Origin of the sequence: Euzebya sp., assembly GCF_964222135.1 — a bacterium.
In the GTDB taxonomy this organism is placed as follows: Bacteria; Actinomycetota; Nitriliruptoria; order Euzebyales; family Euzebyaceae; genus Euzebya.
The window spans coordinates 28,214-45,390 of record NZ_CAXQBR010000019.1 but is presented as its reverse complement, the minus strand read 5'-3'; the positions used below and the strand labels follow the sequence as shown (position 1 = coordinate 45,390).

9 protein-coding genes are annotated in these 17,177 nt (G+C 72.8%); 6 read left to right on the top strand and 3 right to left on the bottom strand.

Annotated features, from left to right (window positions below; genetic code table 11):
* The first annotated feature begins 48 nt into the window (after window positions 1-48).
* From ACEQ2X_RS04680 to ACEQ2X_RS04655, 6 genes are all read left to right on the top strand, one after another.
* A complete protein-coding gene (locus ACEQ2X_RS04680) occupies window positions 49-1,110 on the top strand; it encodes an oxygenase MpaB family protein (protein ID WP_370324615.1) in 1,062 nt (353 codons plus the stop codon).
* Window positions 1,111-1,204: 94 nt separating this feature from the next.
* Entirely contained in the window at window positions 1,205-1,573 is a 369-nt protein-coding gene (locus ACEQ2X_RS04675; protein WP_370324614.1) for a hypothetical protein, read from the top strand.
* Window positions 1,574-1,721: 148 nt separating this feature from the next.
* Window positions 1,722-6,275, top strand: a complete 4,554-nt coding sequence (gltB, locus tag ACEQ2X_RS04670) for a glutamate synthase large subunit (protein ID WP_370324613.1) — start codon at window positions 1,722-1,724, stop codon at window positions 6,273-6,275.
* Between the two features lie 10 nt (window positions 6,276-6,285).
* The gene (locus ACEQ2X_RS04665; RefSeq protein ID WP_370324612.1) at window positions 6,286-7,743 is read left to right on the top strand and encodes a glutamate synthase subunit beta; all 1,458 of its coding nucleotides are present in this window, start codon (window positions 6,286-6,288) and stop codon (window positions 7,741-7,743) included.
* Between the two features lie 268 nt (window positions 7,744-8,011).
* Window positions 8,012-12,637 carry a M36 family metallopeptidase gene (locus tag ACEQ2X_RS04660; protein WP_370324668.1) on the top strand — a complete coding sequence of 1,542 codons (4,626 nt, stop codon included), beginning with the start codon at window positions 8,012-8,014 and terminating at the stop codon, window positions 12,635-12,637.
* Between the two features lie 111 nt (window positions 12,638-12,748).
* Window positions 12,749-15,013 carry a catalase gene (locus tag ACEQ2X_RS04655; protein ID WP_370324611.1) on the top strand — a complete coding sequence of 755 codons (2,265 nt, stop codon included), beginning with the start codon at window positions 12,749-12,751 and terminating at the stop codon, window positions 15,011-15,013.
* A 26-nt stretch (window positions 15,014-15,039) separates the two neighbouring features.
* Here the strand turns inward: ACEQ2X_RS04655 and ACEQ2X_RS04650 are convergent, their stop codons facing one another.
* Genes ACEQ2X_RS04650 through ACEQ2X_RS04640 form a run of 3 tightly spaced genes read right to left on the bottom strand, consistent with a single transcriptional unit; the run spans window position 15,040 to window position 17,139 of the window.
* Window positions 15,040-15,450: a VOC family protein gene (locus ACEQ2X_RS04650; protein ID WP_370324610.1), complete on the bottom strand. Its 411-nt coding sequence runs from the start codon at window positions 15,448-15,450 to the stop codon at window positions 15,040-15,042.
* Window positions 15,451-15,508: 58 nt separating this feature from the next.
* Complete coding sequence (locus ACEQ2X_RS04645; protein WP_370324609.1) at window positions 15,509-16,003, bottom strand: helix-turn-helix domain-containing protein; 495 nt, start codon at window positions 16,001-16,003, stop codon at window positions 15,509-15,511.
* A gap of 35 nt (window positions 16,004-16,038) precedes the next feature.
* Window positions 16,039-17,139 carry a LacI family DNA-binding transcriptional regulator gene (locus ACEQ2X_RS04640; protein ID WP_370324608.1) on the bottom strand — a complete coding sequence of 367 codons (1,101 nt, stop codon included), beginning with the start codon at window positions 17,137-17,139 and terminating at the stop codon, window positions 16,039-16,041.
* Between the last annotated feature and the right edge of the window lie 38 nt (window positions 17,140-17,177).

Here is a 17,177-nt window from a genome sequence, read left to right as displayed (position 1 = left end):
TCAGATCTGCGTGGCACGACGGCGCGCCCACGCGCCAGGATGGGACCCATGACGGCGACCATCCCAGGCGGCCACGCGGTGGGCCGTTCCGCGCGAGCGGTCTGGCGTCGCCGCCGTCGGCCCGGTGCGCTGCCGGCCCTGCTCGTCCCCGACGGGATCCCGGTCCTGCGTCGCGGCACCGAGGCGGCGATGCGATCGATGTTCGGCGCGCCGCTCGACCCGACCGTCGACCCGGGCGACCCCGGCCTCAACGGCCCGGGGTCGGCGACCTGGCAGCTGTTCAGCGACCCCTGCATCGCGGTGACCGGGCTGAACGCGCTGATGATCCAGACCCTCCACCCCCGCGCGATGGCCGGGGTGACGGACCACTCGAGCTTCGCCGAGGACCTGATGGGGCGCCTCCACCGGACCGCCGGCTACGTCCAGGCGGTCACCTGCGGCTCCACGGGGGAGGCGGTCGCCGCCAGCCTCAGGGCCCGCGGCGCCCACCGCCGCGTGGTCGGCGCCACGCCCGAGGGCGAGCCGTACCGCGCCGACGACCCACGCCTCCTCACCTGGGTGTCGCTCGGGCTGACGCTGTCGGTCCTCACCGTCTGGGACCTCCTCGGCCCCCACCCCGTCCCGCCCGACGTGGCCGACCGCTTCGTCGCCGAGCAGGCAGTCGCCGCGGCGCTGCTCGACGAGCGCGTCGACCTCCGCCGCCTGGCCGACGACCCGGGGTGGCTCGCCGCGCTGCGCCACGGCGAGGTGGAGCTGCCGATGGTCGTCGAGGGCCACCTGCCGCAGAGCCGCGCCCAGCTGGACGCCACCCTCGCCGGCTTCCTCGACGAGCTCGAGGCCCGCGACCAGGCCCGGGAGGCGCTCGCCTTCCTCATGGACCCGCCGCTCACCGGGGTCGGACTCGCCGGCTGGAAGGCCGTCGCCACCGCCGCGGTGGCCGCGCTCCCCGACTCGCTGCGCGACCGCACCCCCATCCCCCGCAACCCGGTCCGGGACGCCGCCCGCATCCAAGCGGTGCGCTCGGCCGTGGACGCGCTCCGCGTCGTCCACGGCCGCACCTCGACGATCCGCCTGGCGACCGCCCGCGCCACCGCCTTGGCCACCGCCTGAGCCAGGGCCGAGCTCGGACCCCCCTCGGCAGGCGCACCGCCGACCTGAGGATTTCTGCTGTACATCTGCACAGCGGTCCCTCACACTCGACAGGGTGAGGCTCCACGAACCCGACGACGCGCAGATCCGTGAGGTGGCGCGGGGTTTGGTGGAGCAGGCGGGAACCGATGCCGCAGCCGTGGCCCTCACAGAGCTCTACGGCCGGGATCGGGCGATCGAGGCGCTGTGCCGCTCTGCCACCGCTGGCTCTTCGATGGGGTTGGCCGACGACATCGAGGTCATCCTCGACTTGACCGGGTCCGAGCCGGTCGCGCGCGTCGTCGACCCAGAGGGCCCCGACGGGTCGGTACCGGATCTGACGGCGGCACCGCGTCCTCGACCGCACACCGCCACCGAGGGGCACCACGTCCAGGTGCGTCGCCACCTGCGCCCCGCGATGGCCGCCCGGCCGTACTGGCTGTAGACGTCGCGCGGGGGTAACCCCCTCGACATCCCCGGCTGGCACGGTGAGGGGTGTCTGGGCTACCGTTCGGCGTCGGTGCCTGCTGGGCCAACGACGTCCCGACGGTGCAGCGCCTGAACCTCTGTTCGACTCTGCAACGGAAGTGGACATGCCCACCCCTCCCACCAGGGGTCTGTACGACCCCGCCCGCGAGCACGATTCCTGCGGCGTCGCCTTCGTGGCTGACCTGCACGGCCGTCGCTCCCACCAGATGGTGCAGCACGCCCTGGGGGCGCTCTGCAACCTCGACCACCGCGGCGCGACCGGCGCCGAGGCGAACGTCGGCGACGGCGCCGGGATCCTCACCCAGCTGCCGCACCTGCTGTTCGCCGCGACCTGCGGCTTCCCGCTGCCGACCGCCGGCCACTACGCCGCCGGCATGGCGTTCCTGCCGACCGAGGGGACCGACCACGCGGTCGCCGAGGTCGAGCGGATCTGCGCCGAGGAGGGCCTCGAGGTCCTCGGCTGGCGCGAGGTGCCGGTCGACAACTCCTCCCTCGGGTCCTTCGCGCTGAACGCCGAGCCGGTGTTCCGCCAGCTCTTCGTCGCGGGCACCGAGGGGCAGGAGGGGATCGACCTCGACCGGGTCTGCTTCGTGGCCCGGAAGCGGATCGAGCACACCGTCGGGGTGTACTTCCCCTCCCTGTCGGCGCGGACGATCGTCTACAAGGGCATGCTGACGACCCTCCAGCTGCCCGAGGTCTTCGGCGACCTGTCCGACGAGCGGTACGAGACCGGGCTGGCGCTGGTCCACAGCCGCTTCTCGACGAACACGTTCCCGTCCTGGCCCCTCGCCCACCCCTACCGGATGGTCGCCCACAACGGCGAGATCAACACGGTGATGGGCAACCGCAACTGGATGCGGGGGAGGGAGGGGCGCTTCGAGTCGTCGGTGTTCGGCGTCGGCGACCCCGCCGCCCGCCAGGCCGCCCTCGAGCGCGCGTTCCCGATCATGACGCCCGACGCGTCGGACACCGCCAGCTTCGACGAGGCCCTCGAGCTCCTCCACCTCGCCGGTCGCAGCCTGCCACACGCGGTGCTGATGATGATCCCCGAGGCGTGGGAGAACCAGCCGGACATGCCGGACTGGCGGCGCGACTTCTACCGCTACCACGCCTCGATGATGGAGCCGTGGGACGGGCCCGCGTCGATCACCTTCACCGACGGCACCGTCGTCGGCGCGGTCCTCGACCGCAACGGGCTGCGCCCCTCGCGCTGGTGCGTCACCTCCGACGGCCTCGTGGTGATGGCGTCCGAGACCGGCGTCCTGCCGATCGAGGAGTCGACGATCATCACGAAGGGCCGTCTCCAGCCCGGTCGGATGTTCCTCGTCGACACCGCCCAGGGGCGGATCATCGAGGACACCGAGATCAAGCGGGAGCTGGCCGAGGCCGAGCCGTACGGTGAGTGGCTGGAGGAGCGCCAGCTGTACCTCGAGGACCTGCCGCCGCGGTTCATGCTGACGCCGCAGCACTCGAGCGTCGTCCGCCACCAGCGCACCTTCGGGTGGACGACCGAGGACCTGAAGATCCTCCTGGGCCCCGAGGCCCGCACCGGCGCCGAGCCGATCGGGTCGATGGGGTCCGACACGCCGATCGCGGTGCTGAGCGACCGGCCGCGGATGATCTTCGACTACTTCAAGCAGCTGTTCGCCCAGGTGACGAACCCGCCGCTCGACGCGATCCGCGAGGAGATGGTCACGTCGATGCAGACCACCCTCGGGCCGGAGGGCAACCTGCTCGACCCCGGCCCCGAGGCGTGCCGCCAGATCGTCCTGCCCAGCCCGATCATCACCAACGACGAGCTGGCCAAGATCGCCTACATCGACGACGACGGCGACCGGCCCGAGTTCGGCGCGTTCGCCATCGACGGGCTCTACGACGTCACCGGCGGCGGCGAGGCGATGGCCGACGCGCTCGAGGACATCTGCAAGCAGGTGTCCGCCGCGATCGACGAGGGCGCCCGGACGATCATCCTGTCCGACCGCCACTCGAACGCCGAGCTCGCCCCGATCCCGTCGCTGCTGCTGACCGGGGCGGTCCATCACCACCTGGTCCGCACCAAGCAGCGGACCATGTGCGGGCTGGTCGTCGAGTGCGGCGACGCCCGCGAGGTCCAGCACATGGCGCTGCTGATCGGCTACGGCGCCGCGGCCGTCAACCCCTACCTCGCGTTCGACTCCATCCAGGTCCTGTCCGACGAGGGGCAGCTCGGCGACCTCACCGTCAAGCAGGCGGTGCGCAACTACGTCAAGGCGATGACCAAGGGCGTCCTGAAGGTCATGTCCAAGATGGGCATCTCCACGGTCGCGAGCTACCGCGGCGCCCAGGTCTTCGAGTGCATCGGGCTGTCCCAGCAGGTCATCGACGCGTACTTCACCGGGACGTCCTCGAAGCTCGGTGGCGTCGGCCTCGACGTCATCGCCGAGGAGGTGGCCCGCCGCCACCGCTTCGCCCACCTCGACAACCCGACCGAGGCCGCCCACCGCGACCTCTGGGTCGGCGGGGAGTACCAGTGGCGCCGCGAGGGCGAGTACCACCTGTTCAACCCGCAGACGGTCTTCAAGCTGCAGCACGCCACCCGGACCGGGCAGTACGAGGTCTTCAAGGAGTACACGAAGCTGGTCGACGACCAGTCCGAGCGGCTGGCGACCCTGCGGGGGCTCTTCGCGCTCAAGGAGGGGGTCCGCGACCCCGTCCCGATCGACGAGGTGGAACCGGTCAGCGAGATCGTCAAGCGGTTCTCCACCGGCGCGATGAGCTACGGCTCCATCTCGGCGGAGGCCCACGAGACCCTCGCGATCGCCATGAACCGGCTGGGTGCCAAGTCCAACACCGGTGAGGGAGGGGAGGACGAGGAGCGGTTCCTGCCCGACGAGGACGGCGACCTGCGCCGCAGCGCGATCAAGCAGGTCGCGTCGGGCCGCTTCGGCGTGACGGCGAACTACCTGACCAACGCCGACGACATCCAGATCAAGATGGCCCAGGGCGCGAAGCCCGGGGAGGGAGGGCAGCTGCCCGGCCAGAAGGTGTGGCCGTGGATCGCGAAGACCCGCCACTCCACCCCCGGCGTCGGCCTGCTCAGCCCCCCGCCGCACCACGACATCGACTCCATCGCGGACCTCAAGCAGCTGATCCACGACCTGAAGAACGCCAACCCCTCCGCGCGGATCCACGTGAAGCTGGTGAGCGAGGTCGGGGTCGGCACCGTCGCGGCCGGCGTCGCGAAGGCCAAGGCCGACGTGGTCCTGATCAGCGGGCACGACGGCGGGACGGGCGCGTCGCCGCTCAACTCGCTCAAGCACGCCGGCACGCCGTGGGAGCTCGGGCTGGCCGAGACCCAGCAGACGCTGATGGCGAACGGCCTGCGCGACCGGATCGTGGTGCAGACCGACGGGCAGCTGAAGACCGGCCGCGACGTGATCGTCGCCGCGCTGCTCGGCGCCGAGGAGTACGGCTTCGCCACGGCCCCGCTGGTGGTGAGCGGCTGCATCATGATGCGCGGCTGCCCCCTCGACACCTGCCCCGTCGGCGTCGCCACCCAGAACCCCGAGCTGCGCGAGCGCTTCACCGGGAAGCCGGAGTTCGTCGAGAACTTCTTCCGCTACATCGCCGAGGAGGTCCGCGAGCACCTGGCCGCCCTCGGCTTCCGCACCCTCGAGGAGGCGATCGGCCGCGTCGACGCCCTCGACGTCGCCGACGCCGTCGACCACTGGAAGGCGAGTGGGCTCGACCTCACCCCGATCCTGGTCGAGCCCGAGACGCCGTGGGAGCAGGACCGCTTCGCGGCGATGGGTCAGGACCACGGGCTCGACAAGGCGCTCGACAACGAGCTGATCCGCCTGGCCAAGCCCGCGCTCGAGCGCCAGGAGCGCGTCGAGGTCGACCTCGAGATCAAGAACCTGAACCGGACCGTCGGGACGATGCTCGGCCACGAGATCTCGAAGCGGTACGGGTCCCTCGGCCTGCCCGACGACACGATCGTCGCGAACCTGACCGGGTCCGCCGGCCAGTCCTTCGGGGCGTTCCTGCCGAAGGGCGTGACCCTGCGCCTGGAGGGGGACGCCAACGACTACGTCGGCAAGGGACTGTCGGGCGGCCGGCTGGTCCTGCGGCCCTCGGATGACCGGCACCCCGACTTCGTGCCGGAGGAGAACATCATCGCCGGCAACGTCATCCTCTACGGCGCCACCGGCGGGCAGGTGTTCATCCGCGGCGTGGTGGGCGAGCGGTTCTGCGTGCGCAACTCCGGCGCCCTCGCCGTGGTCGAGGGGATCGGCGACCACGGCTGTGAGTACATGACCGGGGGTCGCGTCGTGGTGCTCGGCCAGACCGGGCGGAACTTCGGCGCCGGCATGTCCGGCGGCATCGCGTACGTCTACGACCCGCACAACACCTTCGACCCGCTGGTGAACCTCGACATGGTGACGCTCGAAGCCCTCGAGGAGGACGACATCGAGTTCCTCCGCGAGACCGTCCGCGCCCACCACCGCGAGACCGACTCGATGCTGGCCGCCCGCATCCTCGACCGGTGGCGGACGAACAGCCGCCACTTCCGCAAGGTCATGCCCAAGGACTACCGCCGCGTGCTCGATGCCGCGGCGCTGGCCGAGGAGCAGGGCCGCGACGTCGACGAGGCGATCATGGCCTCTGCGCACGGCTAGGAGGCAACCCGTGGGAGACACGAGAGGGTTCCTGAAGATCCGCCAGCGGGAGCTGCCGCAGTACCGGCCGCGGCCCGAGCGCGTGCAGGACTGGCAGGAGGTCTACGAGCCGCACGACCACGACGTCCTGCAGCGCCAGGCCAGCCGCTGCATGGACTGCGGCATCCCGTTCTGCAACGACGGGTGCCCGCTCGGCAACCTGATCCCCGACTGGAACGACCTAGTCTACAAGGACCAGTGGCGCAAGGCGATCGACCGGCTGCACGCGACCAACAACTTCCCCGAGTTCACCGGGCGGCTGTGCCCGGCCCCGTGCGAGCAGGCCTGCGTGCTCGGCATCAACCAGCCACCGGTCACGATCAAGCAGGTCGAGGTCGAGATCATCAACAAGGCGTGGGACGAGGGGTGGGTCACCCCGGTCCCGGCGAAGGAGTCGACGGGTCGGAAGGTCGCCGTCGTCGGCTCGGGCCCGGCTGGTCTGGCAGCCGCGCAGCAGCTGACCCGCGCCGGCCACGCCGTCGTCGTGTACGAGCGCGCCGACCGGATCGGCGGGCTGCTCCGCTACGGCATCCCCGAGTTCAAGATGGAGAAGCGCCACCTCGACCGGCGCATCGCCCAGATGGAGGCGGAGGGGACCGAGTTCCGCACCGGCGTCGAGATCGGCGTCGACGTGCCCGCCACGGATCTGCAGGCCGAGTACGACGCGATCGTCCTCGCGGGCGGCGCGACGAACTGGCGCGACCTGGGCGTGCCCGGCCGCGAGCTCGACGGCATCCACCAGGCGATGGAGTACCTGCCGTGGGCCAACAAGGCCCAGGAGGGCGACCTCGACCCCCGGGAGGTGCCGATCACCGCCGAGGGCAAGCACGTCATCATCATCGGCGGCGGCGACACCGGCGCGGACTGCCTGGGCACCGCCCACCGCCAGGGCGCCGCGTCGATCCGCCAGTTCGAGATCATGCCCCGCCCGCCGGACGAGCGGCCGTCGTCCCAGCCGTGGCCGACCTACCCCATGACCTACCGGGTCACCTCGGCCCACGACGAGGGCGGCGAGCGGATCTACAGCGTCAACACCGAGCGGTTCGTCGGCGAGGACGGGAAGGTCACCGCCCTCGAGGGCCACGAGGTGGTCTTCCGCGACGGGCAGTTCCACAAGGTGGAGGGGACGGACTTCCGCTACGACGCGGACCTGGTCCTGCTCGCGATGGGCTTCCTCGGCCCGGACCCGGACTCGATGATCGACCAGCTCGGCATCCCCCGCGACGGTCGGTCCAACGCGGTCCGCGACGCGCGGTACGCCACCGACGTCCCCGGCGTGTTCGTCGCCGGCGACATGGGCCGCGGCCAGTCCCTCATCGTCTGGGCCATAGCCGAGGGCCGCGCGTGCGCCGCGGCGGTCGACGAGCACCTGATGGGCGAGACCGCCCTCCCGTTCCCGCTGCCGTCGACGGCCCGCCCCCTCCGCTGAGTTCCGGCGACCTGGACCGCAGATCTGAGCGCGGGGTCTGCCCACGGACCTGTCCCTCAGATCTGAGCCCTGGGTCCGGCGACCTGGACCGCAGATCTGAGTGCGGGGTCCGGCCACGGAGCTGGCGCTCAGATCTGAGCCCTGGTCCGGCGACCCGCCGACCCCGACGACCCCCGCCGTGCCGGGCAGGTGTGCGCCGGGTGCGCGTCGAACCCCCTCCTGAGCGCCGTGCGATCCACGGCGACCGACACAGGGGTGCGACGTGGACATGTCACCGAGCGGTGGAGGACGGGTACGGCGATGGGCGCTGGGGGCGGTGGTCGCCCTGGTGGTGGGGCTGGTCCCCGCGGTCGCGCCCGCTCAGGACGGGGGGCTGGTGCCCGAGGGGGTGGCGCGGCTGCTCGAGTACGGGATCCAGGGCGAGGGGCACGCGCGGGTCCACGACCTCGACCGCCGGCTCGGCCGGATCACCCCGACGGCGGACCAGCTGGCCGCCGCTGACCGGCTCGGTGCCACCCGCGCGGTGTGGAACGACTTCGGCACCCCCCACGTCCTGATCGACCACGGCGGCACCCTCACCGGACCGGCGGAGGGGTCCGCGGTCGACGTCGCCCGGGCGTTCGTGGCCGACCACGCCGCCCTGTTCCGCCTGGACCAGGCTGCGGTCGAGCGACTGGAGGTCCTGCGCGACTCCCCCCTGTACGACAGCCCTGACCTGGCGCGCGCACGTGACGGCCAGCCCGTCCAGAACCCCGACGTCGCCCACGTCGTCCTGTTCCGCCAGACCTTCGACGTCGACGGCGCGACGGTCCCCGCCGGCCGGGACGGCCTGCTGACCATCGGGGTGACCGCCGACGGGGCGATCGCCTGGGTCTCCTCCACCGTCACCGGTGACGACCAGGTCAGCGGCACCGCCGCGCTGGACCCGATCGCCGCGATCGAGGCCGTCGCCGCCGACGTCGGGTTCGACCTCGGCGCCCTCGCGCCGAGCGACGTCGTGGAGGACGGCTGGACCACGTTCGAGGCCACCACGACCGCCGACCTGCAGCGGGTCCGCACCGTCGCGCTGCCCACCCCGACCGACGGCGTGCGGCTCGCCTACGAGGTGACGCTGCTGGCCAGCGAGCCCGACGCCGACGACCACGGCAACCCCGTCGCGTTCATCGCCTTCGTCGACGCGGCCGACGGGACCGTCTGGTACCGCACCAACCGGGTCGAGCACCTGGCTGACACCGCGGACGGCGTGCTGCTGGCCCAGGGCACCCCCTCCGGCGGGCAGTTCTCCGGTTCCACCGCGCCCGGCGCGTGCGGCCCCGACCACGTCTTCGCCGTCGCCGAGGGCAACCAGACCATCACCGTCGGGGCGGCCGCGCTGACCCCGACCGGGGTGTCCGACGACGACATCACGATCGAGCTCGCCCACGACGGCGAGGTCGTCGCCACCCAGGACCTGCTGACCAGCCCCGAGGCGCTCGTGTACTCCCCGGCCGGGGGGCTGCCCGCCGGCGACTACGTCGTCAGGATCTGCCCGTTCAACGGCGCCGCCGCGCCGGAGATCCCCTACCAGGGCATCTTCACCGCCTCCGCGGGCGTCGGCGCGGGCGTGCCCCTCCCCCGCTGGCTGGTCTTCCCGACCAACCCGAACCTGACCACAGCCGAGGACCCCTCCGCCGACACCCGGGTCCTGTGGTGCTGGGGCGACCTGGCCGACGACTGCGAGCGGGACATCACCAACACCGCCTCGCGCTCGCCGTGGGACGTCCTGCCCGGTGGGGTGCCCAGCCTGACGACGGCCGGCAACAACGCCTCGACCGCCATCTCCGAGGCCAGCTTCCTGACCCCCGACACGATCGTCGACCGGCCGGCGCCGGACCCGACGCGCACCTACGACGCGCCGTGGACGAACGCCTGGTTCGAGTCGCAGTGCAACCCGGCGAACTTCGCGACGGACAACGACGACGACGCCTCCACCTACAACCTCTTCGCGATGCACAACCGGATGCACGACTGGAGCTACTCCCTCGGCTTCACAGAGGTCAACGCGAACCTGCAGCAGTCCAACTTCGGTGCTGGCGGGGTCGAGGGCGACCCGGAGCTCGGATCCTCCCAGGCGGGCCGGCTGACGTTCAACGGGCGGGACAACGCCAACCAGATCACCCTGCAGGACGGCATCCCCGGGATCACCAACCAGTACCTGTGGCAGCCCCTCGCCGGGTCGTTCTACGCGACCTGCACCGACGGCGCCTACGACATGGCGATCGTCGCCCACGAGTACGCCCACGCGATCTCCGGCCGGATGACCGCCGGTCCCGACACCACCCTCGGCGCCACGCAAGGGCAGTCCGAGAGCTGGTCGGACCTCGCGTTCGCCGAGTACTTCCGCGGCTTCGGCCTGACCGCCGGCGAGGACGTGAACCCCTACGCGCTGGCGCCCTACGTCACCGGCGACCCGCAGGCGGGGATCCGCAACTACGGGATGAACGCCAGCCCGCTCAACTACTCCGACATCCAGTACGACGGCAACGGCACGACCAGCCCGCACGCCGACGGCGAGATCTGGTCGGCGGTCAACTACGACCTGGCCGAGGCGATGAACGCGGTGTACGACGCCACCCACCCCTCGGACGACCTCGCCCTGCAGGAGTCCTGCGCTCGCGGCGAGCGCCCGGCCGACGCCTGCCCCGGCAACCGGCGCTGGGCCCAGCTGATGTTCGATGGCCTGTTGCTGCAGCCGCCGGACCCGTCGATGGTCGACTCGCGCGACGCGATGCTCGCCGCCGACGTGATGCGCTTCGACGGCGCCAACCAGGAGGTCCTGTGGCGGGCGTTCGCCCGCCGCGGCCTCGGCGAGGACGCAGCCAGCGACGGTCCGGAGGACCCCGACCCGGTGCCGTCCTTCGCGAGCCCGGAGTCCGACGACGAGGCCACCGTGACCTTCGCCGCCGGCGGCGACGGGGGTGCCGACACCCAGATGGAGGTGTTCGTCGGCCACTACGAGGCCCGCGCGGTCCCGATCGCGAACACCTTCGACGAGACCGCCGTCGACGACCCCGACCAGCCGGTGGAGGGGGAGGACCCCGCTGACGGCGAGGAGGAGCCCGTCGAGATCGGTGACACCGCGTCGCTGGTCCCCGGCTCCTACGACCTGATCGCCACGGCGCCCGGCTTCGGCGGCTACCGGTTCTCCCTGGACCTCCGCGCCGGGGAGGAGCGGACCGTCGAGGTGCCGCTGCGGCGCAACGTCGCCTCGGCGTCCTCGGGCGCGACGATCGCGGGGGTCGGGGTCAACCTCGACCTGCTGATCGACGACACCGAGGAGACCAACTGGGCGTCCCGCGCCGACGACGCCCCGGCCGAGCCGGTCGAGGGCGAGCAGGTCGCCGGCCGCACCGTCACCGTCGACCTGGCCGGCGATGCGGCCGTGCCGGTGGCCGAGGTCCAGGTGTCGGCGATGCTGCGCCCGGAGGTCATCGCCGACGAGGACCCGATCATCGGGACCCCCGAGGACGACGACCCGGAGGAGGGGCCCGAGGAACCCGACCCCGGCGGGCAGAGCCGGTTCAGCGCGCTCCGGTCCTTCGACATCCTGGCCTGCAACGCCGACGCCGGCGACGACTGCGCCAGCGACGGCGGGTTCACGACGATCTACGAGTCGCCCGATGACGCCTTCGACGGCCGCCGACCCCGGCCGAAGGTCCCCGACCTCACCCTCCGCGCCTTCGACGTCGACGACGTCGAGGCCACGCACCTGCGCCTGGTCGTCCGCGACAACCAGTGCACCGGCGGGCCGGACTTCCAGGGCGAGGCCAACCCGGTGCAGGACCCGATCTTCCAGCTGCCCGACTGCGACTCCGAGGCGGCCAGCCCGGACCGGGCCGTCCTCAGCCCGCCGAACCGGGAGGTGCGGGCGGCCGAGCTGCAGGTGTTCAGCCAGCCCGCCCCGACCCTCGCCGGCGGCGCCATCGACCGCGTCGCCGGGGAGTCCCGCGTCGAGACCGCGGTGGCGCTGGCGCAGCTGGCGTTCCCCGACGGCGCCGACACCGTGGTGCTGGCTCGCGCGGACGACTTCCCCGACGCCCTGGCGGCGGCGACCCTCACCGCAGAGGTCGACGGGCCGCTGCTGCTGACCGGCACCGAGGCGCTGCACCCGGCCGTCGCCGCGGAGCTCGAGCGGCTCGGCGCGACGACGGTCTACCTGGCCGGCGGCACCGCGGCCCTGGCGCCGGCGGTCGAGGACGCCGTCGCCGGCATCGTGGACACCGTCGAGCGCCTGGCCGGCATCGATCGCTTCGACACCGCGCGACTGATCGGCGAGGAGGTCGTCCAGCTCGGCGGCGCCGTCGGCGCCGTGGTCGTCGCGCGGGCCGACGCGTTCCCCGACGCGCTGGCGGCGGCCAACCTGGCCACGTCGGGGCGCGCCCCGATCCTGCTGACATCGACCGAGGCGATGCCGCACGCCACGACCGAGGCGCTGGACGTGCTGCTCGGCGACGCCGGCGACGTGGTGGTCGCCGGCGGCACCGCGGCGGTGTCGGCGGCGGTGGAGACCGCGCTCGGCGACCGCGGGCACGCCGTCGAGCGGATCGGTGGGGCGACCCGCTACGACACGGCCGCGCTGATCGTGGAGGCCGCCCTGGCCGCCGGGGTCGACCTCGACCCGCTGCTCCTGGCCTCCGGCGAGGACTTCCCCGACGCCCTGACCGCCGGCCCGGCAGCGCACGTCCTCGGCGGCGCGCTGGGGCTGGTCCACGCCGACGACCTGGCGAGCAGCCCGGAGACCGCTGCCCTGCTGACCGACCACGCCGGCGAGGTCGGGGAGGTCCTCGTCGCCGGCGGTCCGGCTGCGGTGGCCGACGCGGTCCTCGAGGCTGTGGCGGCGGTGCTCGACGGCTGACGGCCGTCGGGCCACCGCCCGGATCTCCGACGGGCGGATGTGCGGCAGCCGTTCCGGGGTAGCGCATCACGTGCGGGCCCTCATGGCCCGACCCCACGACAGGAGATCCACATGGATGCCAGCAAGCCCGCCAAGGCGGTCCGCAAGGCCGTCGAGTCCGCAGCGGAGAAGGCCGCGGACCTGGTGACGCCCGAGATCCCCGGCACGCCCGGCAGCGCGCCCGCCCCCTTCGACGAGCCGACCGAGCCGCACGATCCCCTCCCGCCGAAGGACGACCAGGGCACACCCGAGACGCGGACGCCGACCGGGGCCGAGACCGGCGCGGCGCCCACGGCCATGGGGCAGCAGGGCGCCCACCTGACCACCTCCACCGGCGTGCGCCTGCGGGACACCGACCACTCGCTGAAGGCGGGGCCGCGCGGTCCGACGTTGCTGCAGGACCACCACCTGCGCGAGAAGATCACCCACTTCGACCACGAGCGGATCCCCGAGCGGGTCGTCCACGCCCGCGGCGCGGGCGCGCACGGCCGGTTCGAGTCCTACGGGACCGCGTCCACCGTCACCCGCGCCGGGTTCCTGGCCGAGGGGGTCACCACCCCGGTGTTCGTGCGGTTCTCCACCGTGCTCGGGTCGCGCGGCTCTGCCGACACCGTTCGCGACACCCGCGGGTTCGCGACGAAGTTCTACACCGCGGAGGGGACCTTCGACCTGGTCGGCAACAACATCCCGGTGTTCTTCATCCAGGACGGCATCAAGTTCCCCGACGTGATCCACGCCGGCAAGCCGCACCCCGACCGCGAGATCCCGCAGGCCCAGAGCGCCCACGACACGTTCTGGGACTTCGTGTCCCTCCACACCGAGGCCCAGCACCACACCATCTGGAACATGTCCGACCGCGGCATCCCCCGCTCCTACCGGATGATGGAGGGCTTCGGCGTCCACACCTTCCGGCTGGTCGACGCCGACGGTGCGACGACGCTGGTCAAGTTCCACTGGAAGCCCGAGCTCGGCGTGCACTCCCTCACGTGGGAGGAGGCGCAGATGATCGGGGGCGTCGACCCCGACTTCCACCGCCGCGACCTGTACGACGCGATCGAGGCCGGCGCCCACCCGTCCTGGGAGCTCGGCATCCAGACGTTCCCCGACAGCGAGGACCAGATGTTCGAGGGGATCGACCTGCTCGACCCGACGAAGATCGTCCCCGAGGAGCTGGCGCCGGTCCAGCCGATCGGCCGGATGACCCTCGACCGCAACCCCTCCAACTTCTTCGCCGAGGTCGAGCAGGTCGCCTTCCACGTCGGCCACCTGCCGCCCGGCATCGACGTGACCAACGACCCGCTGCTGCAGACCCGCCTGTTCAGCTACGTCGACACCCAGCTGACCCGCCTGGGCGGACCGAACTTCAACCAGATCCCGGTGAACCGGCCGCACGCGGCGGTCAACGACATGCTCCGCGACGGGTTCCACCAGCACGGCGTGCACAGCGGCGTGGCGCCGTACAAGCCGAACAGCCTGGACGGCGGCTGCCCCTTCTTCGCGGGTGCCGACGACATGGCCTTCGTCGACGTGCCGCAGGTCGTCGCCGAGAGCACGAAGGTCCGCGAGAACCCGGCGAGCTTCGACGACCACTACAGCCAGACCCGCCAGTTCTGGCTGAGCATGACGCCCGTCGAGAAGGAGCACATCATCCGGGCCTACGCCTTCGAGCTCGGCAAGTGCTACGAGCAGGCGATCAAGGAGCGCCAGCTCCAGGCCCTCGCCAACGTCGACCCGGTGCTGTGCAGCGAGGTCGCGACCGCGCTCGGCCTGCCGGCACCCGAGCCGACGATCGACCTGGTCGACCCCGAGCCGAGCCCCGCCCTGTCACAGGTGGGTGGAGAGTGGCCCGGCGACGGGAGGGTGGTCGGCATCGTCGTCGACCCCGACGGCGACCTCGACGGCGTCGGGATGCTCCGCCAGACGATCCTCGCCGCCGACATGGTCCCCCTCCTCATCGCGCCGCACGGCGGGGTGGTCGACGGGATGGCCGTTCAGCGGACGTTCGCGACCGCGCGGTCGGTGGAGTTCGACGCGCTGCTCGTGGCAGGCAGCCCGGCCCCGGCCCCCGACGCCGTCCCGGCGCGGGACGCGAAGGCCGGTGCCGACGACGGGGTGGGCCTCGATCCGCGCATCGCGCTGATGGTGGCCGAGTGCCACCGCCACGCGAAGGTGGTCGGCGCCTGGGGCGACGGGGTCGCCGCGCTGTCGCGCGCGGGGTGCCCGACCGACGACGTCGGCGTGGTCACCGGCGACGACGCGTCCTCGGTGTTCGCCGAGGCCAAGTCGCTGATGGCCGGCCACCGCGCCTGGGACCGCTTCCGCGCGACCGTCAGCTGACGAGGGGCACCGCCCGGCGCCACGGCTCAGCTGTGGCGCTGGGTGAGGGACCACCAGTTGCCCGAGGGGTCGGTGAAGACCGCCTCGATGCCGTAGGGCTGCTCCTCGGGCTCCTGCAGGAACCGAACCCCCTCGCCCGCCAGCTCGGCGTGCGTCGCCCTGCAGTCGTCGGTGGCGAGCACGCCGGGTCCGAGCGCACCCTTCGCGACGAGCTCGCCAAGGGTCTCGGCGGTCTCGTCGTCCATCGGGCCGCCCCCGCCGATCGGCATCAGCACCATCTCGAGCTCGGGCTGGTCGGGGGGCGACACGGTCAACCAGCGGAAGTCGCCCAGTGACTGGTCGGTGCGGACGGCGAAGCCGAGGACGTCGCGGTAGAAGGTCAGGGCCTCGTCCTGGTCGCGGCACCAGATCGTGGCGTGGGACATGCGGGAGATCATGTCGGGCTCCTCGTCGGGTCGGGCCGGCGCGGGTCGCCGGTGCGGGGTGCGTCTGACCCTACGGAGCGGCCTCGGCGACCGCTTCTCCCAGGTTGCGGAGCTCCTCGGGATCGACGTGGCGGTGCGCGTAGCACGAGGGCACCGGTGCGGTCCGCGGCCGCAGGCCGGCGAGGGCGGCCATGCGGCGACGCCAGGCGGTCGGCGGTCGACCGTGCGCCCGGGCGAACGCGTCGGAGAACGAGCCGAGGCTCGCGTACCCGACGGCACCGCACACCGCGGTGACGTCGAGGTCGGTCGTCTCGAGCAGGTGGCGGGCGAGCTCCATCCGCTTGCTGGTCTGGTAGCGCCCCGGCGTCTGACCGACCACCCGGGCGAACCGCCGCACGAAGTGGTGGGTCGAGTAGCCCGCGATGGCGGCCAGCCCCGTCAGGTCGAGGGGTGCCGCCGGGTCCGCCTCAATGGCCGCCCGCGCGGCGTGGATCGTCTCGTCGGGTGACCGGGCGGCCGCGGCGGACAGCAGCCCGGCGGTGACGGGGCGCCAGTCGACGGTCATCGCCGTCGAGCGTACGCCCCCGTCGCGCACCGCGATCAGCCGACCAGCCCCGGTGCCGGACCCGTCGAGGCCCGGGCGATCAGCTCGGGCCGGAACGCCAGCTCGGTGCGGCGCAGGGGCCGGCCCTCGCGCACCTCGACGCACAACGTCGCGATGGCGCGGCACATCTGGTCGACCGGCTGGCGCACGGTGGTGAGCGGCGGGTCGAGGTAGCCCATCAGCAGGCTGTCGTCGTAGCCGACCACCGACACGTCCTGCGGCACCCGCAGGCCGCGGGCCCGGACCGCTTCGAGCGCGCCGACGGCGATGAGGTCCGACGCGGCGACGATGCCGGTCACCCCCTCGTCGAGCAGCGCGTCGGCGGCCCGTCGCCCACCGGCGATCGTGTAGGTGTCCTGGCACAACGGCGACGCGGTCCGGGCGTCGGCCGGCCGCGCGCGGTCGCGCTCGGGGACGTCGAGCCCCACCGACGCGCCGGCCTCGAGGCCGGCGTCGCTCAGGGCCTTCGCCCAACCGTCGGCGCGGCGCTGGCTGGCGACGTAGCGCAGCGACCCCGCGGCCAGGCCGATGCGCCGGTGGCCGAGGCGGGTGAGGTGCTCGGTCGCCATCCGGCCGGCCTCGACGTCGTCGCAGGTGACGCTGGCCACCTCGGGCAGCTCGGGGACGCGGCCGTTGACGACGACCACCGGGACGCCGCGCGCGACCAGGTCGGCGTACATCCCGTGGTCGGCCGTCGTGTCCGCGTGGCTGCCGGCGATGAACACCAGCGCGGCGACGCCCAGCTCGAGCAGGGCCTCGACGTGCTCGACCTCCCCCACCCCGTCGGGCCTGGACGTGCACAGCGTGGTCATCATCCCGCTCAGCCCCAGCCGGCTCTCGATCCCCTGCGCGAACACCCCGAAGATCGGGTTGTCCAGCTCGGGCACGAGCAGCCCGACCGTGCGGGCTCGGCGGCCACCGGCCAGGCCGGGGGGCTCCCACCCGATCTGGCGGAGCGCGTCGGCGACGCGATCGCGAACCTCCTGGCTGACGCCCGGACGGTCGTTGACGACCCGGCTCACCGTGGCGGTGCTGACGCCCGCGACCGCCGCGACATCCCGCAGCTTCGGTCGGCCGGCTGCCCGCAGTTCCGCCATGGCTGCAATCTAACCTGCAATTCTTTGCAGCTCCACTT